Origin of the sequence: Micromonospora sp. CNB394 (assembly GCF_000374985.1) — a bacterium.
GTDB classification, from domain to species: domain Bacteria; phylum Actinomycetota; class Actinomycetes; order Mycobacteriales; family Micromonosporaceae; genus Micromonospora; species Micromonospora marina.
This window is the reverse complement of record NZ_KB895829.1, coordinates 112,654-134,859: the sequence shown is the minus strand read 5'-3', so window position 1 is coordinate 134,859 and position 22,206 is coordinate 112,654. Positions and strand designations below refer to the sequence as shown.

Sequence of the window (22,206 nt, the reverse complement as noted above, 5' to 3'; positions counted from 1 at the left end):
CGGGTTCAGCGCCGTTCCGCCTCACGTAGCGCGTCCCGGGCCGTGCCGTAGCGCGCCAGCACCGCCCAGACCGGGTCCAGCACGTACTTCTCCCCGATGCTGCCCACCGAGGTGAGCAGGCGCTCCTCGGCCCGCCGCCGGGCCCGCCGGGCGGCCCACCCCACCACCGGCCGGGTGACCGCCGCGACGACCAGCCCGGCCAGCAGGCCACCGAGCAGCAGGACGGTGGGCCAGGGCACCACGCCGAGCGTCGGGTGCTCCAGCTCCGGCAGGCCGAGCAGGCGCAGCGCGTACCCGAGGAGCAGCCACGCCAGGCCGGCCAGCGCGGCCAGGGTGACCACCCACTGGAGCACGCCGACCACCCGCCACCAGGCAGGCCGCCGGTCCATGCCGAGGTCGGTCGCGGCGACCGCGTGGTCGAGCGCACCCGGCAGGTCGGCCTGCCGGGCCCGCGCCGCGGCGGTCACCGCCGTCGGCCACGGCGCCGGCAGACCGGCGCCGGACCGGTCGGCCACCGCGCGGATCGCCAGCGTCAGCGCCGAGCGCTGTGCGGCTGTCGGATCGGGTACGGAGGTGGCCGCGACCAGGCTCTCCGCCGGTGCGTCCGGATCCTGTCCGGGCAGGTGCAACCGGCGCAGCGGATCCGGCCGCAGCTTCCGCCAGCTCCGCAGCAGCGGCCAGCCGGTGTTGCCGACCGCCCGGTGCCGGTACGCGCCCTCGACCGCCTGCGCCACGGTCGGCACCCCGGCCGCCCCGGCCAGGGCCCGGGTCAGCTCCTGCGCCGAGGCGTCACCGGGCCGGGTGCGCGGCGGCTCCGGCCCCACGAGCGGTTCGAGATCGGCCACCACGGCGTCCACGTCGCCGGAGAGCCGGCGCAGGGCGGCCTGCCGTTCGGCGACCGTACGCTCCAGCTCGGCCCGCAGCCCGTCCAGCCCGTTCGGGTCCACTGCGACGGTCGGCAGCAGCGGCACCCCGCCCAGCCCGTCGGCGTCGAGCAGCCGGCGCAGGTCGTCGAGGACCTTCGGCAACTCGGTCGGGTGCAGCCGGTCGGCCTGGTTGAGCACCACGACTGTGACGTCCTTGTGCCTGTGGAACTCACGCAGGTAGCTGGTGTGGATCACGCGGTCGGCGTACTTCTGCGGGTCGACCACCCAGACCACCAGGTCGACCAGGCCGAGCAGGCGGTCGACCTCCAGCCGGTGCCCGTGCTGCACCGAGTCGAAGTCCGGCAGGTCGAGCAGGACCAGGCCGTGCAGGTTCGACTCGTCGTCGCCGTCGAGCGGGCTCTCCCGGACGAACCGGTGCCGGGGCAGCACCCCGACCCAGTCGAGCAGCCGGACCGCACCGTCCAGCGGGCCCCACACGCAGGCGTGCGCGACACCCGTGGTGGGCCGGCGTACGCCCACCGGGGAGAGGTCGAGCCGCGCCAGCGAGTTGAACAGGCTCGACTTGCCGCTGCCGGTCGCACCGGCGAGCGCGACCACCGTGTGCCGGCCGGAGAGCGCCAGCCGGTCACCGGCGCGCTCGACCACTGTGTGCGCGGCGACGAGCTGGGCGTCCGGCACGTGGCCGTCCACCGCGCCCAGGAACCGCTGGATCGCGGTGAGCCGTTCGATCAGGGCGTCCGGGTCGACCCGCTGCTCACCCCGTATCGCCTCGCGCATCCGTCCCACGATGTTGCTCACGGTGCCGTCCTCGCGTTCACGGGCGAATTTCCTGCTCGGTGGCCGGCGGGAACAGGCCGCTGCGGTGCCGGGCCCGCTCGACCTCGACGGCGGCCCAGCGCAGCGCCGCACCGGAGTTGGCGGCCGGGCGCTCGGCCTCGGTGCGGCTCAGGAAGCGGGCGGCCTCCTCGGCCAGCAGCTTGCCGACCCGGTCGAGCAGGTCGGCGCGGGCCTTGCGGGCCAGGTTGCGGACCGCCTGGTCGCCGAAGATCGCCTGGAGCACTGTCTGCCCGGCCACCGCCGTGCCGGTGCCCGCGGCTACCTCCAGCCCGGTCGGGATGAACGCGGTGGAGGCGAACACGCCGATCATGACGGCGAGGCCGGTGGCGTTCACCGCGTACGCGGCCGTGCGGGCCACGAACCGCCTGTCGCCGCCCTCGACCCGGACCAGCTCCAGCACGCCGCGCTGCCAGTCGCGGACCAGCTGCTCGGCCCGCTGCGGCAGGTCGGCCGAGGGATGGGCCAGGTCCGGCTCCAGCAGCGCCGCGCCCGCCGGGTGCGCCTTCCAGCCGGTGTACGCGTTCTCCGCCGCCTCGGCGGCCACCCCGCGCAGCAGCGTGACGAGCTGGGACTCGATCGCGGTACGCAGTTCCGCGGCGGGGGCGGGCCGCCCGGTGACCGCCGCGACCACCCGGTCGCGCAGCCGCCCGATGCGGGCCTCCAGCCCGCGGAAGAAGTCGCCGGTGCCGATGAACTCCTGCCAGCGGGCCAGCACCTCGCCGCGCAGCAGCCGGCCGTCGCGGAGCCCCTGGTCGACGCTGCGCTCCGCGCTCCGGTACGCGGCCTGGACCCGCTCGTCCAGCGCGTCGGCGGCGGTGACCTGCTCGTCGGCGGCCTCGGCCAGCTCCTCCACGACCGGGTGCAGCGCGGCCAGCGCGCCGTCGAGCGTCTGCCGGACCACGGCGGCGCGGGCCTCGGCGTCGGCGGCGAGCCGGGCGAACCAGTCGCTCAGCGGCGCGGTGATCCGGTCCGGCAGCAGCCCCTGCCCGTCCACCCAGGTCTCCGGCAGCACGAACAGCGGCGAGGCGCCCAGCTCCTGCTCGGCGAGCATCTCGGACAGGTGGGCGGCGACCTCGTCGGCCGCTTCCGGGGGTACCCGGTCCAGCACCATCGCCACGGCGGTGCCGCGGGCGCGGGCGCTGCGCAGCAGCTCCCAGGGGACGGCGTCGGCGTAGCGGGCGGCGGTGGTGACGAACAGCCAGAGGTCGGCGGCGGCGAGCAGCTGACCGGCGAGCGCCCGGTTCGCGTCGACCACCGAGTCGATGTCGGGCGCGTCGAGGAAGGCCAGGCCGGGCGGCAGTGCCGGCGCGGTGACCAGGTGCAGGGTGCCCGGCTGCTCGCTGGGCTCGGTGGTCCGGGTCAGGCCGGGCAGCAGCTCGCCCTGCCGGAACCAGGCCGCGTCGGCCGGGCTGCACACCAGCACCGGGGATCGGGTGGTGGGGCGGAGCACGCCCGCCGCGCTGACCCGCGCCTGGACCAGGCTGTTGACGAGCGTCGACTTGCCGGCGCCGGTGGAGCCGCCGACGACCACCAGGAGCGGGGCGTCGAGCCGGGCCAGCCGGGGCAGCAGGTAGTCGTCGAGCTGGTCGGTGAGGCTCGTGGCGGCGTGCCGGGCCGGCTCGGTCGAGGGCAGGGCGAGCGGGAAGCGGGCCGCTTCGATCGCCGCGCGCAGGGCGGTGAGCGCGGCGGGCAGGCCGTCGGCGGCGTGAGCAGGCTGGTCGTCGCCCGTGGTGGCTCCGGTGCGGGCTGCGACGGCGGGCGCGCCGGCACGGGTGGCGGAATCGCCATGCGTCGTCACCGCTAAAGCGTGCCCGACCGACGCAAGGTAAGACAACCGGACGGCAGTAACGGTCGGGTTGCGCCGGGTCGGCTCAACCCCGACTTGCGGATTGGCGATCGCGTGGCACTATTGAGTCAAGTTCACTCAACTTGTGGTGCGGTCGCTTCCGGGCGGCCCGCCGGGCAGGCCGTCTGACCTGCTCACCCGTTACGAAGCGAGGAAGCGAACATGGCACGTGCGGTCGGCATCGACCTCGGCACGACGAACTCCTGCGTCAGCGTTCTCGAGGGCGGTGAGCCCACCGTCATCGCCAACGCCGAGGGCTCGCGTACGACTCCCTCGATCGTCGCGTTCGCCCGCAACGGCGAGGTGCTCGTCGGTGAGGTCGCCAAGCGCCAGGCGGTGACCAACCCCGACCGGACCATCCGGTCGGTCAAGCGTGAGGTCGGCACCAACTGGACCGTCGACATCGACGGCAAGAAGTACACCCCGCAGGAGATCTCGGCGCGCACGCTGATGAAGCTCAAGCGGGACGCCGAGGCGTACCTGGGCGAGCAGATCACCGACGCGGTGATCACCGTCCCGGCCTACTTCAACGACGGGCAGCGCCAGGCCACCAAGGAGGCCGGTGAGATCGCCGGCTTCAACGTGCTGCGGATCGTGAACGAGCCGACCGCGGCGGCCCTGGCGTACGGCCTGGACAAGGGCTCCAAGGAGCAGACCGTCCTGGTCTTCGACCTCGGTGGCGGCACCTTCGACGTGTCGCTGCTTGAGCTGGCCGAGGGCGTGGTGGAGGTCAAGTCCACCAGCGGTGACAACCAGCTCGGTGGTGACGACTGGGACCAGCGCATCATCGACCACCTGGTGAAGACGTTCCGCGGCGAGCACGGCATCGACCTCTCGCAGGACAAGATGGCAATGCAGCGGCTCAAGGAAGCGGCCGAGAAGGCGAAGATCGAGCTGTCCGCCGCCACCACCAGCAACATCAACCTGCCCTACATCACCGCCGGCTCGGCCGGTCCGCTGCACCTGGACGTGACGCTCAGCCGGGCCGAGTTCCAGCGCATGACGCAGGACCTGCTGGACCGCTGCAAGGGCCCGTTCGAGCAGGCCGTCAAGGACGCCGGCATCAAGATCTCCGACGTCGACCACGTCATCCTGGTCGGCGGCTCGACCCGGATGCCGGCCGTGACCGACCTGGTCAAGCAGCTCACCGGCCGCGACCCGAACAAGGGCGTCAACCCGGACGAGGTCGTCGCCGTCGGTGCCGCGCTCCAGGCCGGTGTGCTCAAGGGCGAGGTCAAGGACGTCCTGCTGCTCGACGTGACCCCGCTGAGCCTGGGCATCGAGACCAAGGGCGGCATCTTCACCAAGCTCATCGAGCGCAACACCACCATCCCGACCAAGCGCTCCGAGGTGTTCACCACCGCCGACGACAACCAGCCGTCGGTGCTGATCCAGGTGTTCCAGGGCGAGCGGGACATCGCCGCCTACAACAAGAAGCTCGGCACCTTCGAGCTGACCGGTCTCCCGCCGGCCCCGCGCGGCGTGCCGCAGATCGAGGTCACGTTCGACATCGACGCCAACGGCATCGTGAACGTGCACGCCAAGGACCTGGGCACCGGCAAGGAGCAGAAGATGACGATCACCGGCGGCTCCTCGCTGCCGAAGGACGACATCGAGCGGATGCGCCGGGACGCCGAGGAGCACGCCGACGAGGACAAGCGCCGCCGTGAGGAGGCCGAGACCCGCAACGTGGCCGAGGCGCTCCAGTGGCAGACCGAGAAGTTCCTCGCCGAGAGCGGCGACAAGCTGCCCGGCGAGAACCGCGACCAGCTCAACGAGGCGCTCGGCGAGCTGCGCAGCGCCCTCGGCGGGCAGGACATCGAGAAGATCAAGTCCGCGCACGAGAAGCTGGCGCAGGTCTCCCAGCAGGCGGGCTCGCTGCTCTACGCCCAGCAGCAGGAGGGCGAGCAGACCGCACCGGGTGCGGCCGGGCCGGGTGCCGGTGCGGGTGCGGCCGGTGGCCCGAAGGCCGGTGGCGACGACGACGTGGTCGACGCGGAGATCGTGGACGAGGACAAGAAGAAGTGACATCCGGTCCCGGACACGACTCGCACGGCAGAGGGATGAGGTAACCGCATGACGGACAAGCCACGAGCGGCCGACCCGGGTGCCACCGGGTCGGCGCCGGGCGCCGGCAAGGACACCGGCGACGAACCCCGGGTCGTCATCCGCGACAAGCGCAAGCTCGGCAAGGTGACCGAGCAGCCGGCGAACGACGCCTCGGCGGCCGACGCGGCCGCCGACGCGCCCGCCGAAGGGCTGGTCGAGGAGGCCGAGGTCGTGGTCGACGAGATCGGCGGCGAGGCCGAGGTCAGCGGTCCGGCCGTGGTCGACTCGCCCGCCGAGCCGAACGGTACGGACGCGCCGGCCGGCGCCGAGACGGAGTCGCTCCGCACCGACCTGGAGGAGCGCACCCGCGACCTCCAGCGGGTGACCGCGGAGTACGCCAACTACCGCAAGCGCGTCGACCGGGACCGCAACCTGGTGCAGGAGCAGGCCACCGGGGCGGTGCTCACCGCGCTGCTGCCGATCCTCGACGACCTGGACCGGGCCCGCGAGCACGGCGACCTGGTGGGTCCGTTCGGCAGCGTGGCCGAGCAGCTCACCGGCGCGCTCGCCAAGTTCGGCCTGACCGCGTTCGGCGAGACGGGCGACCCGTTCGACCCGACCCGGCACGAGGCGGTGGCGCACCAGACCTCCGCCGACGTGACGGAACCGACCTGCGTCCAGGTCATGCGCCGCGGTTACCAGCTCGGCGAGCGGCTGCTGCGGCCCGCCATGGTCGCGGTCGCGGACCCGGAGTAGTGCCGACCCGTGACGTCCCGCCCGCCCGCACCGGGCGGGCGGGACGACCGGGGTTCGACCCGTGGAAGGGGGTGGACCGGTGAGTTCCAAGGACTGGATCGAGAAGGACTACTACGCCGCGTTGGGCGTGGACAAGTCCGCCTCCTCGGACGAGATCAAGAAGGCGTATCGCAGGTTGGCCCGGGAGTCGCACCCGGACCACAACCCCGGCGACACCGGTGCCGAGGAGCGGTTCAAGACCGTCTCCGAGGCGTACGCGGTGCTCGGTGACGAGAAGAAGCGCCGCGAGTACGACGAGATGCGCTCGCTGTTCGGCTCCGGCGCCTTCCGGCGCAACGCCCGCGGCGCGGGCCAGCCGGGCGGCATGCCGTTCGACGTCTCCGACCTGTTCGGCGGCGGTGCCGGCGGCGGCGACAGCCGGTTCAGCGGCGGCGGCGGTTTCACCGACCTGTTCAGCTCGATCTTCTCCGGCGGCGGTGGCGGCGGCGGTCCGGCGCGTCCGCGCGGCCCGGCCCGCGGCCGGGACGTCGAGACCGAGGTGGCGCTCGACTTCACCGACGCGGTTCACGGCGTCACGCTGCCGCTGACGCTGCGCGCGCCCGGGGTCTGCGACACCTGCCACGGCAACGGCGCGAAGCCCGGCACCCAGCCGGTGGCCTGCCCGGTCTGCCACGGCGCCGGGGTGACCACCCGTAACCAGGGGTCGTTCAGCTTCTCCGAGCCGTGCCGCAACTGTCAGGGCGTCGGCACGGTCGTCGAGGAGAAGTGCCCGGAGTGCCACGGCACCGGCGGGGTCACCAAGACCCGCACCCTGCACGTCCGCTTCCCGGCCGGGGTGGCCGACGGGCAGCGGATCCGCCTGGCCGGCCGGGGTGAGCCCGGCGAGCGGGGCGGCCCGGCGGGCGACCTGTTCGTGCAGGTGAAGGTCCGCCCGGACGAGCTGTTCGGGCGCACCGGGGACGACCTGACCCTGAGCGTCCCGGTCACGTACGCCGAGGCGGTTCTCGGCACGGACCTGCGTGTACCGACCCTGGACGGGACGGTGACCCTGCGGGTGCCACCGGGTACGCCCAGTGGGCGGGTGCTGCGCGCCCGCGGCAAGGGCGTCGTACGCAAGGACGGCCGCGCCGGTGACCTGCTGGTCACGCTCGACGTGGTGGTCCCGGCGAAGGTCTCGGACGAGGCGCGGGCGGCGCTGGAGACCTTCGCGGCGCAGACTCCGCCCGCCGCGCGGGAACATCTCGACGCGCGGGTACGTCGATTCAGTTGACGGCGGCAGCGGAGGTGAGCGGGCATGTCGGAGGAGTACGTCAGCTCGGGTGACCCGGCCTACGAGGCCAAGGTTTTGATGATCTCGGTGGCCGCGCGGATGGCGGGGATGCACCCGCAGACGCTGCGCCAGTACGACCGGCTGGGCCTGGTGCAGGCCGGCCGGGCGTCCGGCGGAGGTCGCCGCTACAGCGTCCGGGACGTGGTGCTGCTCCGCGAGGTGCAGCGGCTCAGCCAGGACGACGGGATCAACCTGGCCGGGGTGAAGCGGATCATCGGGTTGGAGCGGCTGCTCGAAGAGGCGCAGCAGCGCGTCGCCCGGCTGGAGGCGGAGCTGGATGCCGCGTACCGGCGGATCGCCGAGCTGGAGTCGCTCGGCGGCTTCCCCCGCGGCGACCTCGTGCCCACCAACCGCACGTCCACCGCGCTCGTCGTCTGGCGTCCACGCCGTACGCCCGACCGCTGACCTGGTGCCTGAAGGCCGGCGCGCGCCCCGCTCCCCCGGGGCCGCGCCGGCCTTCGCCGGTTCGCGGGCCGGGTCAGGGGAAAGCGGCGTACGGCAGAGCGCTGTCAACTAGGCTCTTACGTAGGGGCAAAAGCCCCCAAAGCGGATTCCGGGCTGGCGGGGGGAGTCATGACGGAACCGGCGAAGAAGGTGGCTGAGCGCGCGGAGGAACGGCTGGAGAAAGTGGCTGAGAACGTGCGCGAGCGGTTCGACCGGGTCACCGAGGGACGCTTCAGCGACAAGGTCAAGGAAGGGCGCTTCGCCGACCAGACGGACCACGGTGTGGACCGGGCACGGGACGACGAACGGCGCCGGAAGCAGGGCGGGTCGACCTGACGATCCGCCGACGTGCGGGCCGGGATCCACGGGGGATCCCGGCCCGTTCGCCATCCGGGGTGGCGAGGCGGTCGAGGCGTCAGAGGCGGCGGTTCTCCCGGACCAGGCCGCCCTCGCACCAGTCCCGGTAGACGAACAGATCCGGCCGGGCGAGCAGTACCCGGCTGTTGTGCGCCCAGTTGCGCATCAGTTCGTCGCCGGACTTCTCGGCCTGTTCGACCAGTTTGCGGAACCGGCGCTTGGGATGGGCGCGGAAGTTCGTCCGGATGCCGTCGGCGGCATAGATGTAGAGGCAGTGCAGCGTGAACCGCCGCGCCGGGCAACCCTGATCCATGGCCAGGTCGAACAACGTCTGCACCAGGTGGTCACCGGCGACCAGCAGATCCCAGTCCGGTGGCATCGAGGTCAGCGGCACGGAATCCGGCTGATAGGCCCACGCCCGAAGCTCGGCGGGCGAGGGGTCGACGGGGTTGGCGAAGCCGTGGAACGTCTCTTCCTGCACGCTCACCGGCCGACCTTCCGCTTGCGCTGGCGGGGGCGCAGGCCACCCGCGGACCCTGGCTGCTGGGCCGAAACGTTAACGCGGTTGGACGGAGCAGTGGTAGACCTTCCCGGGATCAATTTGACAACGCCGGGCCGGATCTGCCCTGCGGCGGATCCGGCCCGGCGCCCGGTCAGTCGCCGGTCGGCGCGGGCAACGGCGAGACCGCACGGGCGGCGGCGGCGCGGGTGCGTAGCCACTGCTTGAACCACGGGGTGTCGGGCAGGCGGGCGAGCAGCGGCCCGGTCACCACCGTGATCAACACGTACGCCGTGGCGAGCGCCGCCAGCTTCGGGTTCACCGGATAGGTGGCTGCCACGGCCAGTCCGGCGATGACGATGGAGAACTCGCCGCGCGGGGTCAGCGCCAGGCCGGCCCGCCAGCGACCAGGCTCGGCGATCCCGGCCCGACGGGCGGCCAGGTAGCCGGTGGCCACCTTCGTCGTCATGGAGAACACGGCGAGCAGGAGCGCGGGCAGCAGCACCGGCGGCATGTCCATCGGATTGGTCACCAGCCCGAAGAACACGAAGAAGACCGCGGCGAAGAGATCCCGCAGCGGGGAGAGCAGTTCGGTGGCGTGGTGCGCCACCGGCCCGGACAGCGCGATGCCGACCAGGAACGCGCCGACCGCGGCGGAGACCTGGAGCTTGGCCGCGATTCCGGCGATCAGCAGGGTCAGGCCGAGCACCCCGAGCAGGAGCGCCTCCGGGTCCTTGGCGGAGAGCGCCGTCGAGATCAGGTGCCCGTACCGGATCGCCACCGCCAGCACGACGACCACGGTGAGCACCGCGGCGGCCAGCGAGATCCCACCCTTGAGCAGGCCGGCGCCGGCGAGCAGTGCGGTGACCAGCGGCAGGTAGAGGGCCATCGCCAGGTCCTCGATCACCAGGACGGAGAGGATCACCGGGGTCTCCCGGTTACCGACCCGGCCCAGATCGTTGAGCACCTTGGCGATCACACCGGACGACGACACCCAGGTGACACCCGCGAGCACCACGGCCGCCACCCAGCCCCAACCCAGCAGCAGCGCGAAGGCGAAGCCGGGCAGCGCGTTGAACACGGCATCGATCAGGCCGGCCGGCGCGGCCGAACGGAGGTTGCCCACCAACTCGTTCGCGCTGTATTCGAGGCCGAGCATGACCAGCAGCAGGATCACGCCGATCTCGGCACCGACGGCGAAGAACTCCTCGCTGGCGTTGAGCGGCAGCAGGCCGCCGTGCCCGAAGGCGAGGCCGGCGAGCAGGTAGAGCGGGATGGGTGAGATGCCGAACCGCCGGCTGAGTCGGCCGAGCAGCCCCAGCAGGAGCAGCAGTGCTCCGACCTCGACGAGCAGAGTCGTGGTTTCGTGCATGCGCCTCAGCCGTCCGGATCGGTCTCGGCCAGGATGGCGCTCACCCCGTCGAGTCCCTGGCGGGTGCCGACCACGACCACCACGTCACCGGCGGCGAAGCGGAAGCTGGGACCGGGTGAGACATTCACCTCGCCCCGCCGCAGCACGGCCACGATGGAGGCCCCGGTGCGGGTGCGTGCCCCGGTGTCGCCCAGCCGCCTGTTCACGTACTTCGTGCCGGCCGGGATGGCGATCTGCTCGGTCAGCAGCCCGGCGGCCTGCTCACGCAGGCCGGAAAGCTGGCTGAGCATCAGCGACGCGCCGAGGATGTCGGCGAGCGCCTCCGCCTCGTCGTCGGTCAGGGGGATGTCGGCCTGGCAGGAGTCGGGATCGTCCGGGTCGTAGAGAACCAGGTCGCGACGGCCGTTGCGGTGGGAGACCACGCCGAGCCGGCGGCCGGACTCCGTCATCAGATCATGACGTACGCCGATCCCGGGCAGGGCGGTCTGTTCGACACGTACTCGCACGCCGGTGAGGCTACTCCGGCGCTGCACGTACTGCCTCCAGGGCTGAAGGAAAGGTTGATCGTGCAGCTCGGACGGCCTTCTAGGTCCTTTCGGCCACGAACACGCCGACGCCTTCGAGCGTCTCGGTGAGGCCGGTCGCACGCAGGATCATCATCGCCTTGCCCACTACGGTGTCGGAGACGCCGTAGTCCTTGCACAGTTGGGCGCGGCTCGGCAGCTTGGTGCCGGGTGGCCACTCTCCCGAATCGATCTTGCTCTTCAGTTCGTCTGCGAGCACTTGGTACTGCTGTTTGGGCATACACACTCCCCGGATGGCACGCCCATTCGACCATGCATCCACCTCCAACCTCAAGCAATTGTGGGTTGGTCGTTGACCTACAACCGGTACCGATTGTAGGTTGCTGACGAACGCTCCCGGATGGCACCTGGAGCTTCCCGGGGTCGGGGCGGGCACCCCCGTGGCTCGTCCCGACCTCCGTCCTCGACGAGAAGGGGCAGTGCCGTGCGCAATCTCCTGCGAATACGTCCGAAGCAGCGGAACGCGGAACCGCCCAACTCCGCGCCGGGCGGCGCCTACCGCGCCACCTCGTACCTCCCGCTCCGGCCCTGGCAGGTGCGGGGCCACCGTTTCGCGACGCGCCGTCGAGGGCTGGACCCGGCCGAGGTCGCCGCGTTCCTCGATCGCGTCGCCGGGGACCTCGCCGCCGCGTACGCCGAAATCGCTCGAAGCCGGGACGAGACGGCCCGGATCAAGCACGCGTTGCGCGAGTGGCAGTCGCGTCAGGCGCCGTCGATGCGCGACCTGGCCGGTCGGTCGTGACCGTGCGGTACGTGATCCATCTGCCGGTGCGCGCGGCCGACCTGGCCCGGGCGAAGATGCTCGGTCGCACGGCCGGGCGCTCGTTGGCGTTCCTCGCGGTGGTGGAGCTGGGCGGGATCACCGTCTCGGCCGAGGACGACCAGGCCGTACGCCATTGGGTGTTCTGCGACCGCAAGCTGGACGGCGGTCGGCGTTGCGTGCTGCGCGCCGACCACGAGACCCCTTGCCTCGCGCGCCTTCCACGGCGCTGAGATCTTGGTACGAATGGGCCCTGTGACTCAGGTCACAGGGGTGGAGTTGAGCGGAATAGACTCAACCCTGGTTGTGTCATGTCCAGTGGACACGCCGATCCGGGGGAGCCCATGAACACGGAACGTCTCACCACCAAGAGCCGCGAAGCCATCACCGGTGCCGTCGCGCTGGCGAACCAGCGCGGTCACGCCACCGTGGAGCCCTGGCACCTGCTGCTGTCACTGCTGGACACCGAGGGCTCGACCGCCGCGGGCCTGCTGCGCGCCGTCGGGGCCGACCCCGCCGAGCTGCGCCGCGCCGCCCAGCGCTCGGTCGACGCCCTGCCCGCCGCCCGTGGGTCGAGCATCGCCGAGCCGACGCTGGCCCGCGAATTCGTCAACGCCATCGGCGCCGCCGAGCAGATCGCGCGGCCGCTGGGCGACGAGTACACCTCGACCGAGCACCTGCTGGCCGGGCTGGCCCGGGTCGGCGGCGCGGTCTCGGTCGCGCTGAAGAACTCCGGCGCCACCGAGGAGAACCTGGTCGCCGCGTTCCCGACCGTCCGGGGCGGGGACCGCCGGGTCACCACGGCCGACCCGGAGCAGACCTACCAGGCCCTGACCAAGTACGGCGTCGACCTCACCGCCAGCGCCCGCGACGGCAAGATCGACCCGGTGATCGGCCGGGACTCGGAAATCCGCCGGGTGATCCAGGTGCTGTCCCGGCGTACGAAGAACAACCCGGTGCTGATCGGCGAGCCGGGCGTCGGCAAGACGGCGATCGTGGAGGGCCTGGCCCAGCGGATCGTGGCCGGCGACGTGCCGGAGTCGCTGCGGGACAAGAAGCTGGTCTCGCTCGACCTCGGCGCGATGGTGGCCGGCGCGTCCTACCGCGGCCAGTTCGAGGAGCGGCTGAAGTCCGTGCTGGAGGAGATCAAGAACTCCGACGGCCAGGTCATCACGTTCCTCGACGAGCTGCACACGGTGGTCGGCGCGGGCAAGGGCGAGGGCTCGATGGACGCCGGCAACATGCTCAAGCCGATGCTGGCGCGCGGCGAGCTGCGAATGGTCGGCGCGACCACGCTCGACGAGTACCGCGAGCACATCGAGAAGGACCCAGCCCTGGAGCGCCGCTTCCAGCCGGTGCTGGTCGGCGAGCCGACGATCGAGGACACCATCGGCATCCTGCGCGGCCTCAAGGAGCGCTACGAGGTGCACCACGGCGTACGGATCACCGACGCCGCACTGGTGGCCGCCGCGGCGCTCTCCGACCGGTACATCACCGACCGGTTCCTGCCGGACAAGGCCATCGACCTGGTCGACGAGTCCGCGTCCCGGCTGCGCATGGAGATCGACTCGCGGCCGGTCGAGGTGGACGAGATCGAGCGGGCGGTACGCCGGCTGGAGATCGAGGAGATGGCGCTCGCCAAGGAGCCGGACGCCGCGTCCGCCGAGCGTCTGGAACGGCTGCGCAAGGAGCTGGCCGACAAGCGTGAGCAGCTCACCGCGCTCTCCGAGCGCTGGCAGACCGAGAAGAGCCACATCACCAAGCTCTCCACCGCCAAGGAGGAGCTGGAGCGCCTCGGCGGCGAGGCCGAGCGGGCCGAGCGCGACGGCGAGCTGGAACGAGCCGCCGAGCTGCGGTACGGCCGGATCCCCGCGCTGCGGACCGAGCTGAAGCAGGCCGAGGAGGAACTGGCCCGGCTCCAGGCCGACGGCGCGATGCTCAAGGAGGAGGTCGGCGCGGACGACATCGCCGCCGTGGTCGCCTCCTGGACCGGCATTCCCGCCGGGCGGCTGCTCGAAGGCGAGACCGCCAAGCTGCTCCGGATGGAGGAGACGCTGGGTTCCCGGGTGGTCGGCCAGTCCGAGGCGGTCACCTCGGTCTCCGATGCGGTCCGGCGCGCCCGCGCCGGCATCGCCGATCCGGACCGCCCGACCGGCAGCTTCCTGTTCCTCGGCCCGACCGGCGTCGGCAAGACCGAGCTGGCCAAGGCGCTCGCCGAGTTCCTCTTCGACGACGAGCGGGCCATGGTCCGCATCGACATGAGCGAGTACGGCGAGAAGCACTCGGTGGCCCGCCTGGTCGGTGCCCCGCCCGGGTACGTCGGCTACTCCGAGGGCGGCCAGCTCACCGAGGCGGTACGCCGCCGGCCGTACTCGGTGATCCTGCTGGACGAGGTGGAGAAGGCCCACCCGGACGTCTTCGACGTGCTGCTCCAGGTGCTCGACGACGGTCGGCTCACCGACGGGCAGGGCCGTACCGTCGACTTCCGCAACGCGATCCTGATCCTCACCTCGAACCTCGGTTCGTCGGTGATCAGCGACCTGACGCTCACCGAGAACGAGCGCCGGGAGGGTGTGCTCGCGGTGGTCCGGTCGCACTTCAAGCCGGAGTTCCTCAACCGACTCGACGACATCGTGGTGTTCGCCGCGCTCCGGGGCGAGGACCTGCGGTCGATCGTGGACATCCAGCTCGACCGGATGCGAACCCGTCTTGCGGACCGCCGGTTGGCACTGGACGTCAGCGACGCCGCACGCACCTGGATCGCCGAGCACGGGTACGACCCGATCTACGGTGCCCGCCCGCTGCGCCGGCTGGTGCAGTCGGCGATCGGCGACCAGCTCGCCAAGGCGCTGCTGGCCGGGGTGATCCGCGACGGCGACACGGTCCGCGTCGACCTGTCCGACTCCAAGGAGTCCCTGGCGGTCACCGCCGCCTGACCCGCCACCCGTGTGAAGGCCCGGCCGTCCTGGTCGGGCCTTCGCCGTCCCCACCGCTGGCCGCGTGCCGCCGGTGCGTGCGCCTCGCGGGTTGTTAACAAGGGGCCCTTCCTCTACCGGAGGCGTTAATAGGGGGCCCTTCCTTACGGGGAGTGCGGGGGTGGTGGGGTGGGCACATAGTGGGGCATGAGCGGGAGCTGGGAACGGGAACTCGACGAGGCGGCGCGGAAACTCGACGGCGCGGACACCCTCGCCTTCGGCGGGGTGGGGCTGGCGGGGCAGATCCTGCCCGTGACCGAGGCGTACCGGACGTTGGAACAGGGGTTGCGGGAGCACCCGGAGGCGGCCCGCAAGCGGATCGACAGGTTGCTCCGCAGGGGTTCACCGGCCGGCCGGGCGTACGCGGCGACGTTGCTGGAGGCCGTCGACCCGGCGGCCGGGCGGGACGCCTGGGCCCGGCTGCGCGGCGACGACGGCGAGTTCACCACGTTCTCCGGTTGCCTGATGGGGCGCACCACGCTGGGCGAATACGCCGCCGACCGGCTCGCCGGTGCCCAAAGTAGCTGAGCGCACACTCAGCGAACAGGTCTTCATCAGGGGTGCGTGCGGTTGTTACCGTTCCCGCCGAGCACGTTGGGGAGGCGGTCGTGAACGGTTCGTTGGCGTACGTGGTGACCACGCTGGGCTGTCTGGTCGGGGTGGCGGGTGTGGTGATCGCCGTCATCGCGGTGCGGAAGTCGCGGACGGCGTCCAGTTCCAAGACGAAGGCGGCACCGGGTGACCCGTTCCGGGACCGGGACACCGACTCGCTGCGCGGTGACCCGCGCGCGCTCAAGCCCGGTGACATCGTCGAGATCCGCACGGTGCCGTACACCGTGCGCGGCTCGGTGCACCTGGTCGAGGGCGGATGGAGCTGGGCGGAGCACCTGCTCGACGACGCGGGCGGGGTGAAGCGCTGGCTCTCCGTCGAGACCGACCCGGACCTGGAGATGGTGCTCTGGACCAGCGAGCCGGGGGCCACCGTGACGCCGGGCGCCCCGACGCTGGAGATGGCCGGCCGCCGCTACAACTGGGACGAGTCGGGCCAGGCCCGCTACACCGCCACCGAGGGCACCGGCCTCGACCCGAACGGCACCATGCGCTACCACGACTACCAGGCGCCCGGCGGCGCACGGCTGTCGTTCGAGGCGTACGGGGAGGCCGGCTGGGAGGTCAACGTCGGCGAGGAGCTACGCCGCGCCGAGGTGATGATCTACCCGCAGGGCGGCCCGGAGACGGTGCGCTGAGGTGCTCGTCTCCCTGCACGCGCCCTACGTCGACACCAGCGCCGCCGACCTGAGCCTGGCCCTGGGCGGCCCGGAGATGCCGGCACTGGCCGTACGCGACATCGACCTGCCCGGGCTGCCGCGGCTGCGGCTGCGCCTGCTCGGCGCCTCCCACCAGGTGGTGCTCGGCACGCTCACCGAGACGGTCGCCTGCCTGCCCGGCCGCCCGCCGCACCTGCCGGGCACGCTGCACGACGAGAGAGCCGGCTACCGGTTCCTCGCGACTGTGCTCCGGCCCGACGGCGACGGCCTGCGCGCCCGGGTCGCGGCGCTGCGCGCCGAACTGGCGGACGACCCGTACGCGCTGATCGGGGTCTTCCCCGGCGACGAGGACGCGGTCACCGCGCTCTCCGTCCGGCCCGGTCCACCGGACGGCGCGCTCGCCTGGCGCACCTGGCACGCCTACCCGCAGACGAACGAGCTGGTCCTGACCGAGACCGTGGTGGAGGAGCTGTGACGTACCGACGGTGGTTCGTGGTGGGCGTGGCGGTCGCTCTCATCGGCGCGCTCATCGCCGCCTTCACGATCTTCTACGGCAACTTCTCGCCCCGGGGCTACGTGGAGGACACCTTCTCTCGCGCCTCCACGCGGGACATCGGCTCGAACGCGGTCGCGTACACCTCGAACAAGGCGCCGAGTGAGGTGTCCAAGCAGATCACCGACGCCTGGAAGCCGGCCGACCAGTACGTCGACGGCAGCGGCGTGTACCTGCGCTACGACGACGACTCGGTGGTGATCCTCCCGCTCGCCGTCGGCTCGGTGATCCTGCTGGAGAAGATGACCACCGCCTACCCCCGGTACCACAGCGTCGTCGGCAACAGCTGGGGCTGGGGCCGAGGCAGCACGGTCCGGGGCGGCGGCCCCGGTTCCGGCAAGTAGCCCCTCCCGTCCCTCATTCTGGAGTCACCTGTGCAGAATCTCGTCACCGACCTGCTGGTCACCCTCGCGTACGGCGCGGTCGGCGTCGTCCTGATGGCGATCGGCTACGTCCTTGTCGATGTGGCCACCCCGGGCAAACTCCACGAGCTGATCTGGACCGAGCGCAACCGCAACGCGGCGCTGCTGCTCTCGTCCAACCTGCTCGGGGTCGGCACGATCGTGGTCGCCGCGATCGTGGCCAGCGCCGACGACTTCACACTGGGGCTGATCGGGGCGGGCGCGTACGGCATCCTCGGTCTGGTGATCATGGCGGCGGCCTTCGTGCTGCTCGACGTGGCTACTCCGGGCAAGCTCGGCGAGCTGCTCGTCGACCCGGAGCCGCACCCGGCGGTGTGGGTCTCCGCCACCGTGCATCTCGCCACCGGTGCGATCATCGCGGCCGCGATCATCTGATGGCGGGAAAGGCCACCGCCCAGCAGAAGAAGCGCCAGCAGGTGTGGGCCTGGACGCTGACCGCCGGGATCCTGGTCGTCGCCGTCGTCATCGGGGTGAACAGCGGAGACTCGGACACCTCCGTCCCCGCCCCGGTGGCCGACGAGCGGTCCGGCACCGTGCCGATCCTCCGGACCGCCGCCGACAGCCAGGGCGTCTGCTACGGCTGGGAACTGCTCGACGTGTACGACGAGGTGAGCGTGGGCTCCAACCTCGGCGACGGCACCAGCGTCATCGACGCGCCCGGCTGCACGCGCTGGATCGCGGTGTCCGCGACGGTCAGGTACACCCCGTCCAGCAGCGAGTCGGAGGACTCCGCCACGATCCGGATCAAGGGCTCGGACGACATCGAGTTCACCGACCTCGCCGCGATCGAGACCCGCCTGGGCCGCTTCGGGCTGGACGAGGAGGCGTTCGTCGACGACCCGGGCTGGGCCGTCACCCGGGCCGCCACGATCCTGCCGCTGCTCGCCGCCGAGCGCGGGCTCGCCGAGCCGGCCGCGACGCCCACCGCCGGGCCGTCGGCCGAGGCCGCCCCGCTGCCGGACGCCGGCAACGACTTCTGGCGGGACCGCTGGGTCTACGTCCTCAGCTCGGTCGGCCTGTTCCTGCTCGCCGCGCTGTTCCTCGCCGTGGGCGTGCGCCAGCGCCGCAGGCACCGGGGACGGGTGCCCGCGCAGCGCGCCGGGGCGGGAGCCGCCGGACGTACCCGGAGCAGACGGTGACCGTCGACGTGGCCGCACGGCCGCGGTGGCGCCTGGCCCGCGCGGCGGTCCTGCTCGCGGTCTTCGTCTGTGCGGCCTGCGGCCTGGTGTACGAGCTGGCGCTGGTCGCGCTCGGCAGCTACCTGATCGGCGACACGGTCGGTCAGGCGTCGATCGTGCTCGGCGTGATGGTCTTCGCGATGGGCGTCGGCGCGCTGGTGGCGAAGCCGTTGCAGTCCCGGGCGGTGGTCTCGTTCGCGGTGATCGAGCTGACGCTGGCTCTGCTCGGCGGTCTGTCCGTACTCGGCCTCTACGCCGCGTTCGCCTGGCTCGACCTGTACGGCCCGGCGCTCGTCGGCACCGCGTTCGTGCTCGGCCTGCTGATCGGCGCGGAGATTCCGCTGCTCATGGTGATGCTGCAACGCATCCGGGAGCAGTCCGCGGGCAGCGCGGTGGCCGACCTGTTCGCCGCCGACTACGTGGGCGCGTTGCTCGGCGGGCTGGCCTTCCCGTTCCTGCTGATCCCGGTCTTCGGCCAGCTCAAGGGCGCGCTCGTGGTGGGCGCGGTGAACGCGGTCGCAGGTGTCGTCCTCGTCTTCACCGTGTTCCGCGCCGACCTGAGCCGCCGGGCGGTGGCCGCGCTGGGCGCGGCCACCGTCGTGGTCGGCCTGCTCCTCGGGTACGCGTGGGTGACCGCCCACGACTTCGAGGTGACCACGCGTCAGCAGCTCTACCGCGACCCGGTGGTGCACGCCGAGCGCAGCCGCTACCAGGAGATCGTGCTGACCCGTTCGGTGCGCGAGCCCGGCCACTCCGCCGCCGATCTGCGGCTGTTCCTCAACGGCGACCTCCAGTTCAGCTCGATCGACGAGTACCGCTACCACGAGGCGCTCGTGCACCCGGCGATGCGCGGGGCGCACGGCGACGTGCTGGTGCTCGGCGCGGGGGACGGGCTGGCCGCGCGGGAGATCCTCAAGTACCCGGACGTGCGCTCGGTGACGCTCGTCGACCTCGACCCGGCCGTGGTCGAGCTGGCCCGCCGCGAGCCGCAGCTGCGCGAGCTGAACCGGGAGTCGCTCACCGACCCCCGGGTACGGGTGCTCAACCTGGACGCGTTCGCCTGGCTGCGTACCGCCGCGGACCGCTTCGACGTGGTGATCGCCGACCTGCCGGACCCGGACGAGACGGCCACCGCGAAGCTCTACACGATCGAGTTCTACACACTGGTCCGGCCGGTGCTGGCCCCCGGCGGGCGGCTCGTCGTGCAGTCCGGCTCGCCCTACTTCGCGCCCCGGTCGTACTGGTCGATCGAACGGTCGGTCCGCGAGGCCGGCTTCGCCACCGTGCCGTACCACGTCGACGTGCCGAGCTTCGGCGACTGGGGGTTCGTGCTCGCCGCACCTGGCGACGTCGCACCGGAGCTGGCGCTGCCGGCCGATCCGCCGCCGCTGCGGTTCCTCACCCCGCAGGTGCTGGCCGCCGCCGGCACGTTCCCCGCCGACCGGGCCCGGCTCGACGTGCCGGCCTCGACGCTGCTGCGGCCGAGGGTGCTGGACTACGCCCGCGAGGAATGGCGCGGCTACTAGCAGGTCTTCACCTTCACGGTGAACCAGTTCGGCGCGGTCTCCGCCGTCGCGCTCGATCTCGTGCTGCTCGGCGTGGTGACCGCCGAGCACCGCCGGTTGCGGCGCGCCGCCGGGAGGTGAGCCGTTCCGGCGTGCTGAGCTGGTGGAAGATCGCTACGGTGAGCATCTGATCCAGGAAGGGAGAATCATGGTCGATGCTTCGGGCACCCCGCCCCGCACGCGTCCCGGCACGGTGACGCTCTCCAGTTGGCTGCTCATCCTCGTCGCCGTGATCCAGGTGCTGAACCTGATCGTGGCGCTGACAGTCGTCGGCACGATCCGCGACGTTCTCACCGAGGCGTACGCGGGCACCTCGGCCGAGGGGGCCGCCGACATCGCGTACGCGTTCAGCCTCGTCATGGCGGTCGTGTCGCTGTTGATCGCGGCCGGGCTCGTCGTCCTCGCGCTGCTGAACAACCGGGGCAAGAACGGCGCCCGGATCACCACCTGGGTGCTGGGCGGCATCCTGTTCTGCTGCACCGGCGGTGGGCTGGTGAGTGGTCTCGCCGGCGGCATGACGGGCGGCGGCACCACCGGTGACGTGCCCAGCTCCGATGAGATCCAGCGCCGGATGGAGGACGCGCTGCCGTCCTGGTACACCCCGGTCAGCCTGCTGCTGAGTCTGGTCGCGCTGCTCGCCCTGCTGGCCGCGCTGATCCTGCTGGCGCTGCCGAAGTCGAACGAGTTCTTCCGCAAGCCCAAGGCCGGCTGGGAGCCGCCGGTGCCCGGTGGCGCCTACCCGGCGTACCCGTCGCACCCGGGCCAGCCGGGGGATCCGGCGTACCCGTCGTATCCGCCGACGCCCGGCACTCCGCCGTCCGCGCCGGGTGGTCAGCCGCCGTCCGCGCCCGGCGATCAGCCGGGTGAGCGCCGCGATCCGGAGCCGCCATCCGGAAGTTGACGTCCGGATTGCAGCGACGCCGACGATCCCTCCGAGTAGGTTGCAAGCCGACGCCTACCGGAGGGATCAGTCGTGTCGTACCCCGATCGGGCCGCACCCCGCCGGCCGGCCACGGTCCTCGCCGCGGCGGCGCTGCTGTCGGTGATGGCGGTCGGCGCCGTGGCGTACGCGGTGGTCAACCTGGCCGTCGGCGGTGGCACGGTGGACCGGTTCCGGGATGCGGCGGCCGAGCGGACCGGCGCGACCGGCGGCGACATCGACCAGGTGGCCGGTCTGCTGCGCGGCTCCACAGTGCTGGCCGCCGTGCTCGGCGTGCTCGCCGCGCTGCTGCTCGTCGGGTTCGCGCTCGGTCTGCTCGCCGGCCGGTCCGGTGCCCGCACGGCGACCTGGGTGGTCGCCGGGACGGGCCTGCTCTGCGGTTGCTGCGGGCTGGCGGTGCTGGTCGGCCAGCGGGCCGCCCCGCTGCGGCTCGGCGCGGACGACCGGATCACCGCCGACCTGCTGGGGCTCGTCGGCGACGCCTACCCGTCGTGGTGGATCCCGGTGAACGCGACGCTGTCGGTGGCGCAGATCCTCGGCTACCTGGTGGTCGCCGTGCTGCTCACGCTGCCGTCGTCCGGCGCGTTCCTGCGCCGCCGATCCGCGCCGCTGCGGCTGTCCGGCTACGGCTCGACCGTGTCCGGCGCGACCGCCGCCGGGCCGACGCCCTGGGGACCGCCACCCGGCCTGAACCCGCCCCCGTCCGTCCCGCCCGTGCCGCCGCCGGGTGGGTTCCCGCCGCCGCCGGAGGACCGCCGATGACCGGTGACACCGACCTCTCCCGGCGCCGCGCCCTGGTCACCGGTGCCAGCCTGGGCATCGGCGAGGCGTTCGCCCGCCGGCTCGCCGCCGACGGCTGGGATCTCGTCCTGGTGGCCCGGGACGCCGCCCGGCTCGACGCGCTGGCTGCCGAGCTGACCGGCCGGCACGGCGGCGACGCGGAGACGATAGCCGCCGACCTGTCCACCGAGGACGGCTGTGCGGCGGTCGAACAGCGGCTGATCGCCGGTACGCCGATCGAGTTGCTCGTCAACAACGCCGGCATCAGCCTGAACACGTCGTTCGTCCGCTCGCCGGTGGCGGACGAGGCGCGGCTGGTCCGGCTCAACGTGCTCGCGGTGCTGCGTCTGACCCACGCCGCCCTCGACCCGATGATCGACCGAGGCCACGGGGCAGTGATAAATGTCTCTTCCGTTGCGGGCTTCGGCGTCCCCATGCCGGGATCCACGTACTCGGCCAGCAAGGCGTGGGTGACGAATTTCAGTGAATCGATCGGCCAGTCCGTCGCGCCGCTCGGTGTACGCGTGATGGCGCTCTGCCCCGGCTACACCCGGACCGGTAATCACGAACGAGCGGGCATCGACATGTCGCGCCTGCCCGCCTGGGCCTGGCTGCGGGCCGACGATGTGGTCGCCGAAGGGCTCCGTGACCTGCATAAAGGTAAGTTCGTCAGTGTCCCGGACTGGAAGTACAAGGTGGCGGTGGCCGGGCTGCGGCACGCGCCGAAGCGCCTGCTGCGCGGCTTCCGGCGGGACACCCGGGGTGCGGTCGGGCGGCAGCGCGGCTGACCGGCGGCGGCCCGTA

At 72.3% G+C, this 22,206-nt stretch carries 24 protein-coding genes; 18 read left to right on the top strand and 6 right to left on the bottom strand.

The window, feature by feature from the left end:
* Positions 1-5: 5 nt before the first annotated feature.
* Both C569_RS0109365 and C569_RS0109360 read right to left on the bottom strand, forming a co-directional pair.
* Positions 6-1,664 (bottom strand): GTPase, encoded by a 1,659-nt coding sequence (locus C569_RS0109365; protein WP_051090467.1) that lies wholly within the window; start codon positions 1,662-1,664, stop codon positions 6-8.
* 37 nt (positions 1,665-1,701) lie between these two features.
* The gene (locus C569_RS0109360) at positions 1,702-3,522 is read right to left on the bottom strand and encodes an ABC transporter (protein WP_018785528.1); all 1,821 of its coding nucleotides are present in this window, start codon (positions 3,520-3,522) and stop codon (positions 1,702-1,704) included.
* Positions 3,523-3,732: 210 nt separating this feature from the next.
* On the opposite strand from C569_RS0109360, the gene dnaK reads away from it, so the two are divergent.
* From dnaK to C569_RS0109330, 5 genes are all read left to right on the top strand, one after another.
* Positions 3,733-5,598, top strand: coding sequence for a molecular chaperone DnaK (dnaK, locus tag C569_RS0109355; RefSeq protein ID WP_018785527.1), 1,866 nt, complete (start codon positions 3,733-3,735; stop codon positions 5,596-5,598).
* Positions 5,599-5,646: 48 nt separating this feature from the next.
* Entirely contained in the window at positions 5,647-6,375 is a 729-nt protein-coding gene (grpE, locus tag C569_RS0109350; RefSeq protein WP_018785526.1) for a nucleotide exchange factor GrpE, read from the top strand.
* 79 nt (positions 6,376-6,454) lie between these two features.
* Positions 6,455-7,645, top strand: a complete 1,191-nt coding sequence (gene dnaJ, locus C569_RS0109345; RefSeq protein ID WP_018785525.1) for a molecular chaperone DnaJ — start codon at positions 6,455-6,457, stop codon at positions 7,643-7,645.
* A 24-nt stretch (positions 7,646-7,669) separates the two neighbouring features.
* Positions 7,670-8,110, top strand: a complete 441-nt coding sequence (locus tag C569_RS0109340) for a heat shock protein transcriptional repressor HspR (RefSeq protein ID WP_018785524.1) — start codon at positions 7,670-7,672, stop codon at positions 8,108-8,110.
* Between the two features lie 168 nt (positions 8,111-8,278).
* Positions 8,279-8,485, top strand: a complete 207-nt coding sequence (locus C569_RS0109330) for a hypothetical protein (RefSeq protein WP_018785523.1) — start codon at positions 8,279-8,281, stop codon at positions 8,483-8,485.
* Positions 8,486-8,564: 79 nt separating this feature from the next.
* On the opposite strand, the gene C569_RS0109325 is transcribed toward C569_RS0109330, so the two are convergent.
* The 4 genes from C569_RS0109325 to C569_RS0109310 all read right to left on the bottom strand — a co-directional run bounded on the left by C569_RS0109325 (position 8,565) and on the right by C569_RS0109310 (position 11,181).
* Positions 8,565-8,993 (bottom strand): hypothetical protein, encoded by a 429-nt coding sequence (locus C569_RS0109325; protein ID WP_018785522.1) that lies wholly within the window; start codon positions 8,991-8,993, stop codon positions 8,565-8,567.
* 166 nt (positions 8,994-9,159) lie between these two features.
* A complete protein-coding gene (locus tag C569_RS0109320; protein WP_018785521.1) occupies positions 9,160-10,377 on the bottom strand; it encodes a cation:proton antiporter in 1,218 nt (405 codons plus the stop codon).
* A gap of 5 nt (positions 10,378-10,382) precedes the next feature.
* Positions 10,383-10,883, bottom strand: a complete 501-nt coding sequence (locus C569_RS0109315; protein ID WP_026267902.1) for a cation:proton antiporter regulatory subunit — start codon at positions 10,881-10,883, stop codon at positions 10,383-10,385.
* A 79-nt stretch (positions 10,884-10,962) separates the two neighbouring features.
* The gene (locus C569_RS0109310) at positions 10,963-11,181 is read right to left on the bottom strand and encodes a winged helix-turn-helix domain-containing protein (RefSeq protein WP_018785519.1); all 219 of its coding nucleotides are present in this window, start codon (positions 11,179-11,181) and stop codon (positions 10,963-10,965) included.
* 204 nt (positions 11,182-11,385) lie between these two features.
* On the opposite strand from C569_RS0109310, the gene C569_RS0109305 reads away from it, so the two are divergent.
* The 13 genes from C569_RS0109305 (at position 11,386) to C569_RS0109240 (ending at position 22,190) form a co-directional block, all read left to right on the top strand.
* Entirely contained in the window at positions 11,386-11,703 is a 318-nt protein-coding gene (locus C569_RS0109305; RefSeq protein WP_018785518.1) for a DivIVA domain-containing protein, read from the top strand.
* Positions 11,700-11,954, top strand: a complete 255-nt coding sequence (locus C569_RS0109300) for a hypothetical protein (RefSeq protein WP_018785517.1) — start codon at positions 11,700-11,702, stop codon at positions 11,952-11,954. Before C569_RS0109305 ends, C569_RS0109300 begins: the two co-directional genes overlap by 4 nt.
* 111 nt (positions 11,955-12,065) lie before the next feature.
* Entirely contained in the window at positions 12,066-14,657 is a 2,592-nt protein-coding gene (gene clpB / locus C569_RS0109295) for an ATP-dependent chaperone ClpB (RefSeq protein ID WP_018785516.1), read from the top strand.
* A gap of 186 nt (positions 14,658-14,843) precedes the next feature.
* A complete protein-coding gene (locus C569_RS0109290; RefSeq protein ID WP_018785515.1) occupies positions 14,844-15,224 on the top strand; it encodes a hypothetical protein in 381 nt (126 codons plus the stop codon).
* An 80-nt stretch (positions 15,225-15,304) separates the two neighbouring features.
* On the top strand, positions 15,305-15,943 hold the full coding sequence (locus C569_RS0109285; RefSeq protein WP_018785514.1) for a DUF4178 domain-containing protein: 639 nt from the start codon (positions 15,305-15,307) through the stop codon (positions 15,941-15,943).
* 1 nt (position 15,944) lies between these two features.
* Positions 15,945-16,439 carry a DUF2617 family protein gene (locus C569_RS0109280; protein ID WP_018785513.1) on the top strand — a complete coding sequence of 165 codons (495 nt, stop codon included), beginning with the start codon at positions 15,945-15,947 and terminating at the stop codon, positions 16,437-16,439.
* Entirely contained in the window at positions 16,436-16,861 is a 426-nt protein-coding gene (locus C569_RS0109275; protein ID WP_018785512.1) for a DUF4247 domain-containing protein, read from the top strand. Before C569_RS0109280 ends, C569_RS0109275 begins: the two co-directional genes overlap by 4 nt.
* 30 nt (positions 16,862-16,891) lie before the next feature.
* A complete protein-coding gene (locus tag C569_RS0109270; RefSeq protein WP_018785511.1) occupies positions 16,892-17,314 on the top strand; it encodes a DUF350 domain-containing protein in 423 nt (140 codons plus the stop codon).
* Positions 17,314-18,078, top strand: coding sequence for a hypothetical protein (locus C569_RS0109265; protein WP_018785510.1), 765 nt, complete (start codon positions 17,314-17,316; stop codon positions 18,076-18,078). Before C569_RS0109270 ends, C569_RS0109265 begins: the two co-directional genes overlap by 1 nt.
* Entirely contained in the window at positions 18,075-19,643 is a 1,569-nt protein-coding gene (locus C569_RS0109260; RefSeq protein WP_018785509.1) for a polyamine aminopropyltransferase, read from the top strand. Before C569_RS0109265 ends, C569_RS0109260 begins: the two co-directional genes overlap by 4 nt.
* 187 nt (positions 19,644-19,830) lie before the next feature.
* Positions 19,831-20,583, top strand: coding sequence for a hypothetical protein (locus C569_RS0109250; protein ID WP_026267899.1), 753 nt, complete (start codon positions 19,831-19,833; stop codon positions 20,581-20,583).
* 72 nt (positions 20,584-20,655) lie between these two features.
* Positions 20,656-21,384 carry a hypothetical protein gene (locus C569_RS0109245; RefSeq protein ID WP_018785506.1) on the top strand — a complete coding sequence of 243 codons (729 nt, stop codon included), beginning with the start codon at positions 20,656-20,658 and terminating at the stop codon, positions 21,382-21,384.
* On the top strand, positions 21,381-22,190 hold the full coding sequence (locus tag C569_RS0109240; RefSeq protein WP_018785505.1) for an SDR family oxidoreductase: 810 nt from the start codon (positions 21,381-21,383) through the stop codon (positions 22,188-22,190). Before C569_RS0109245 ends, C569_RS0109240 begins: the two co-directional genes overlap by 4 nt.
* The last annotated feature ends 16 nt before the right edge of the window (positions 22,191-22,206 follow it).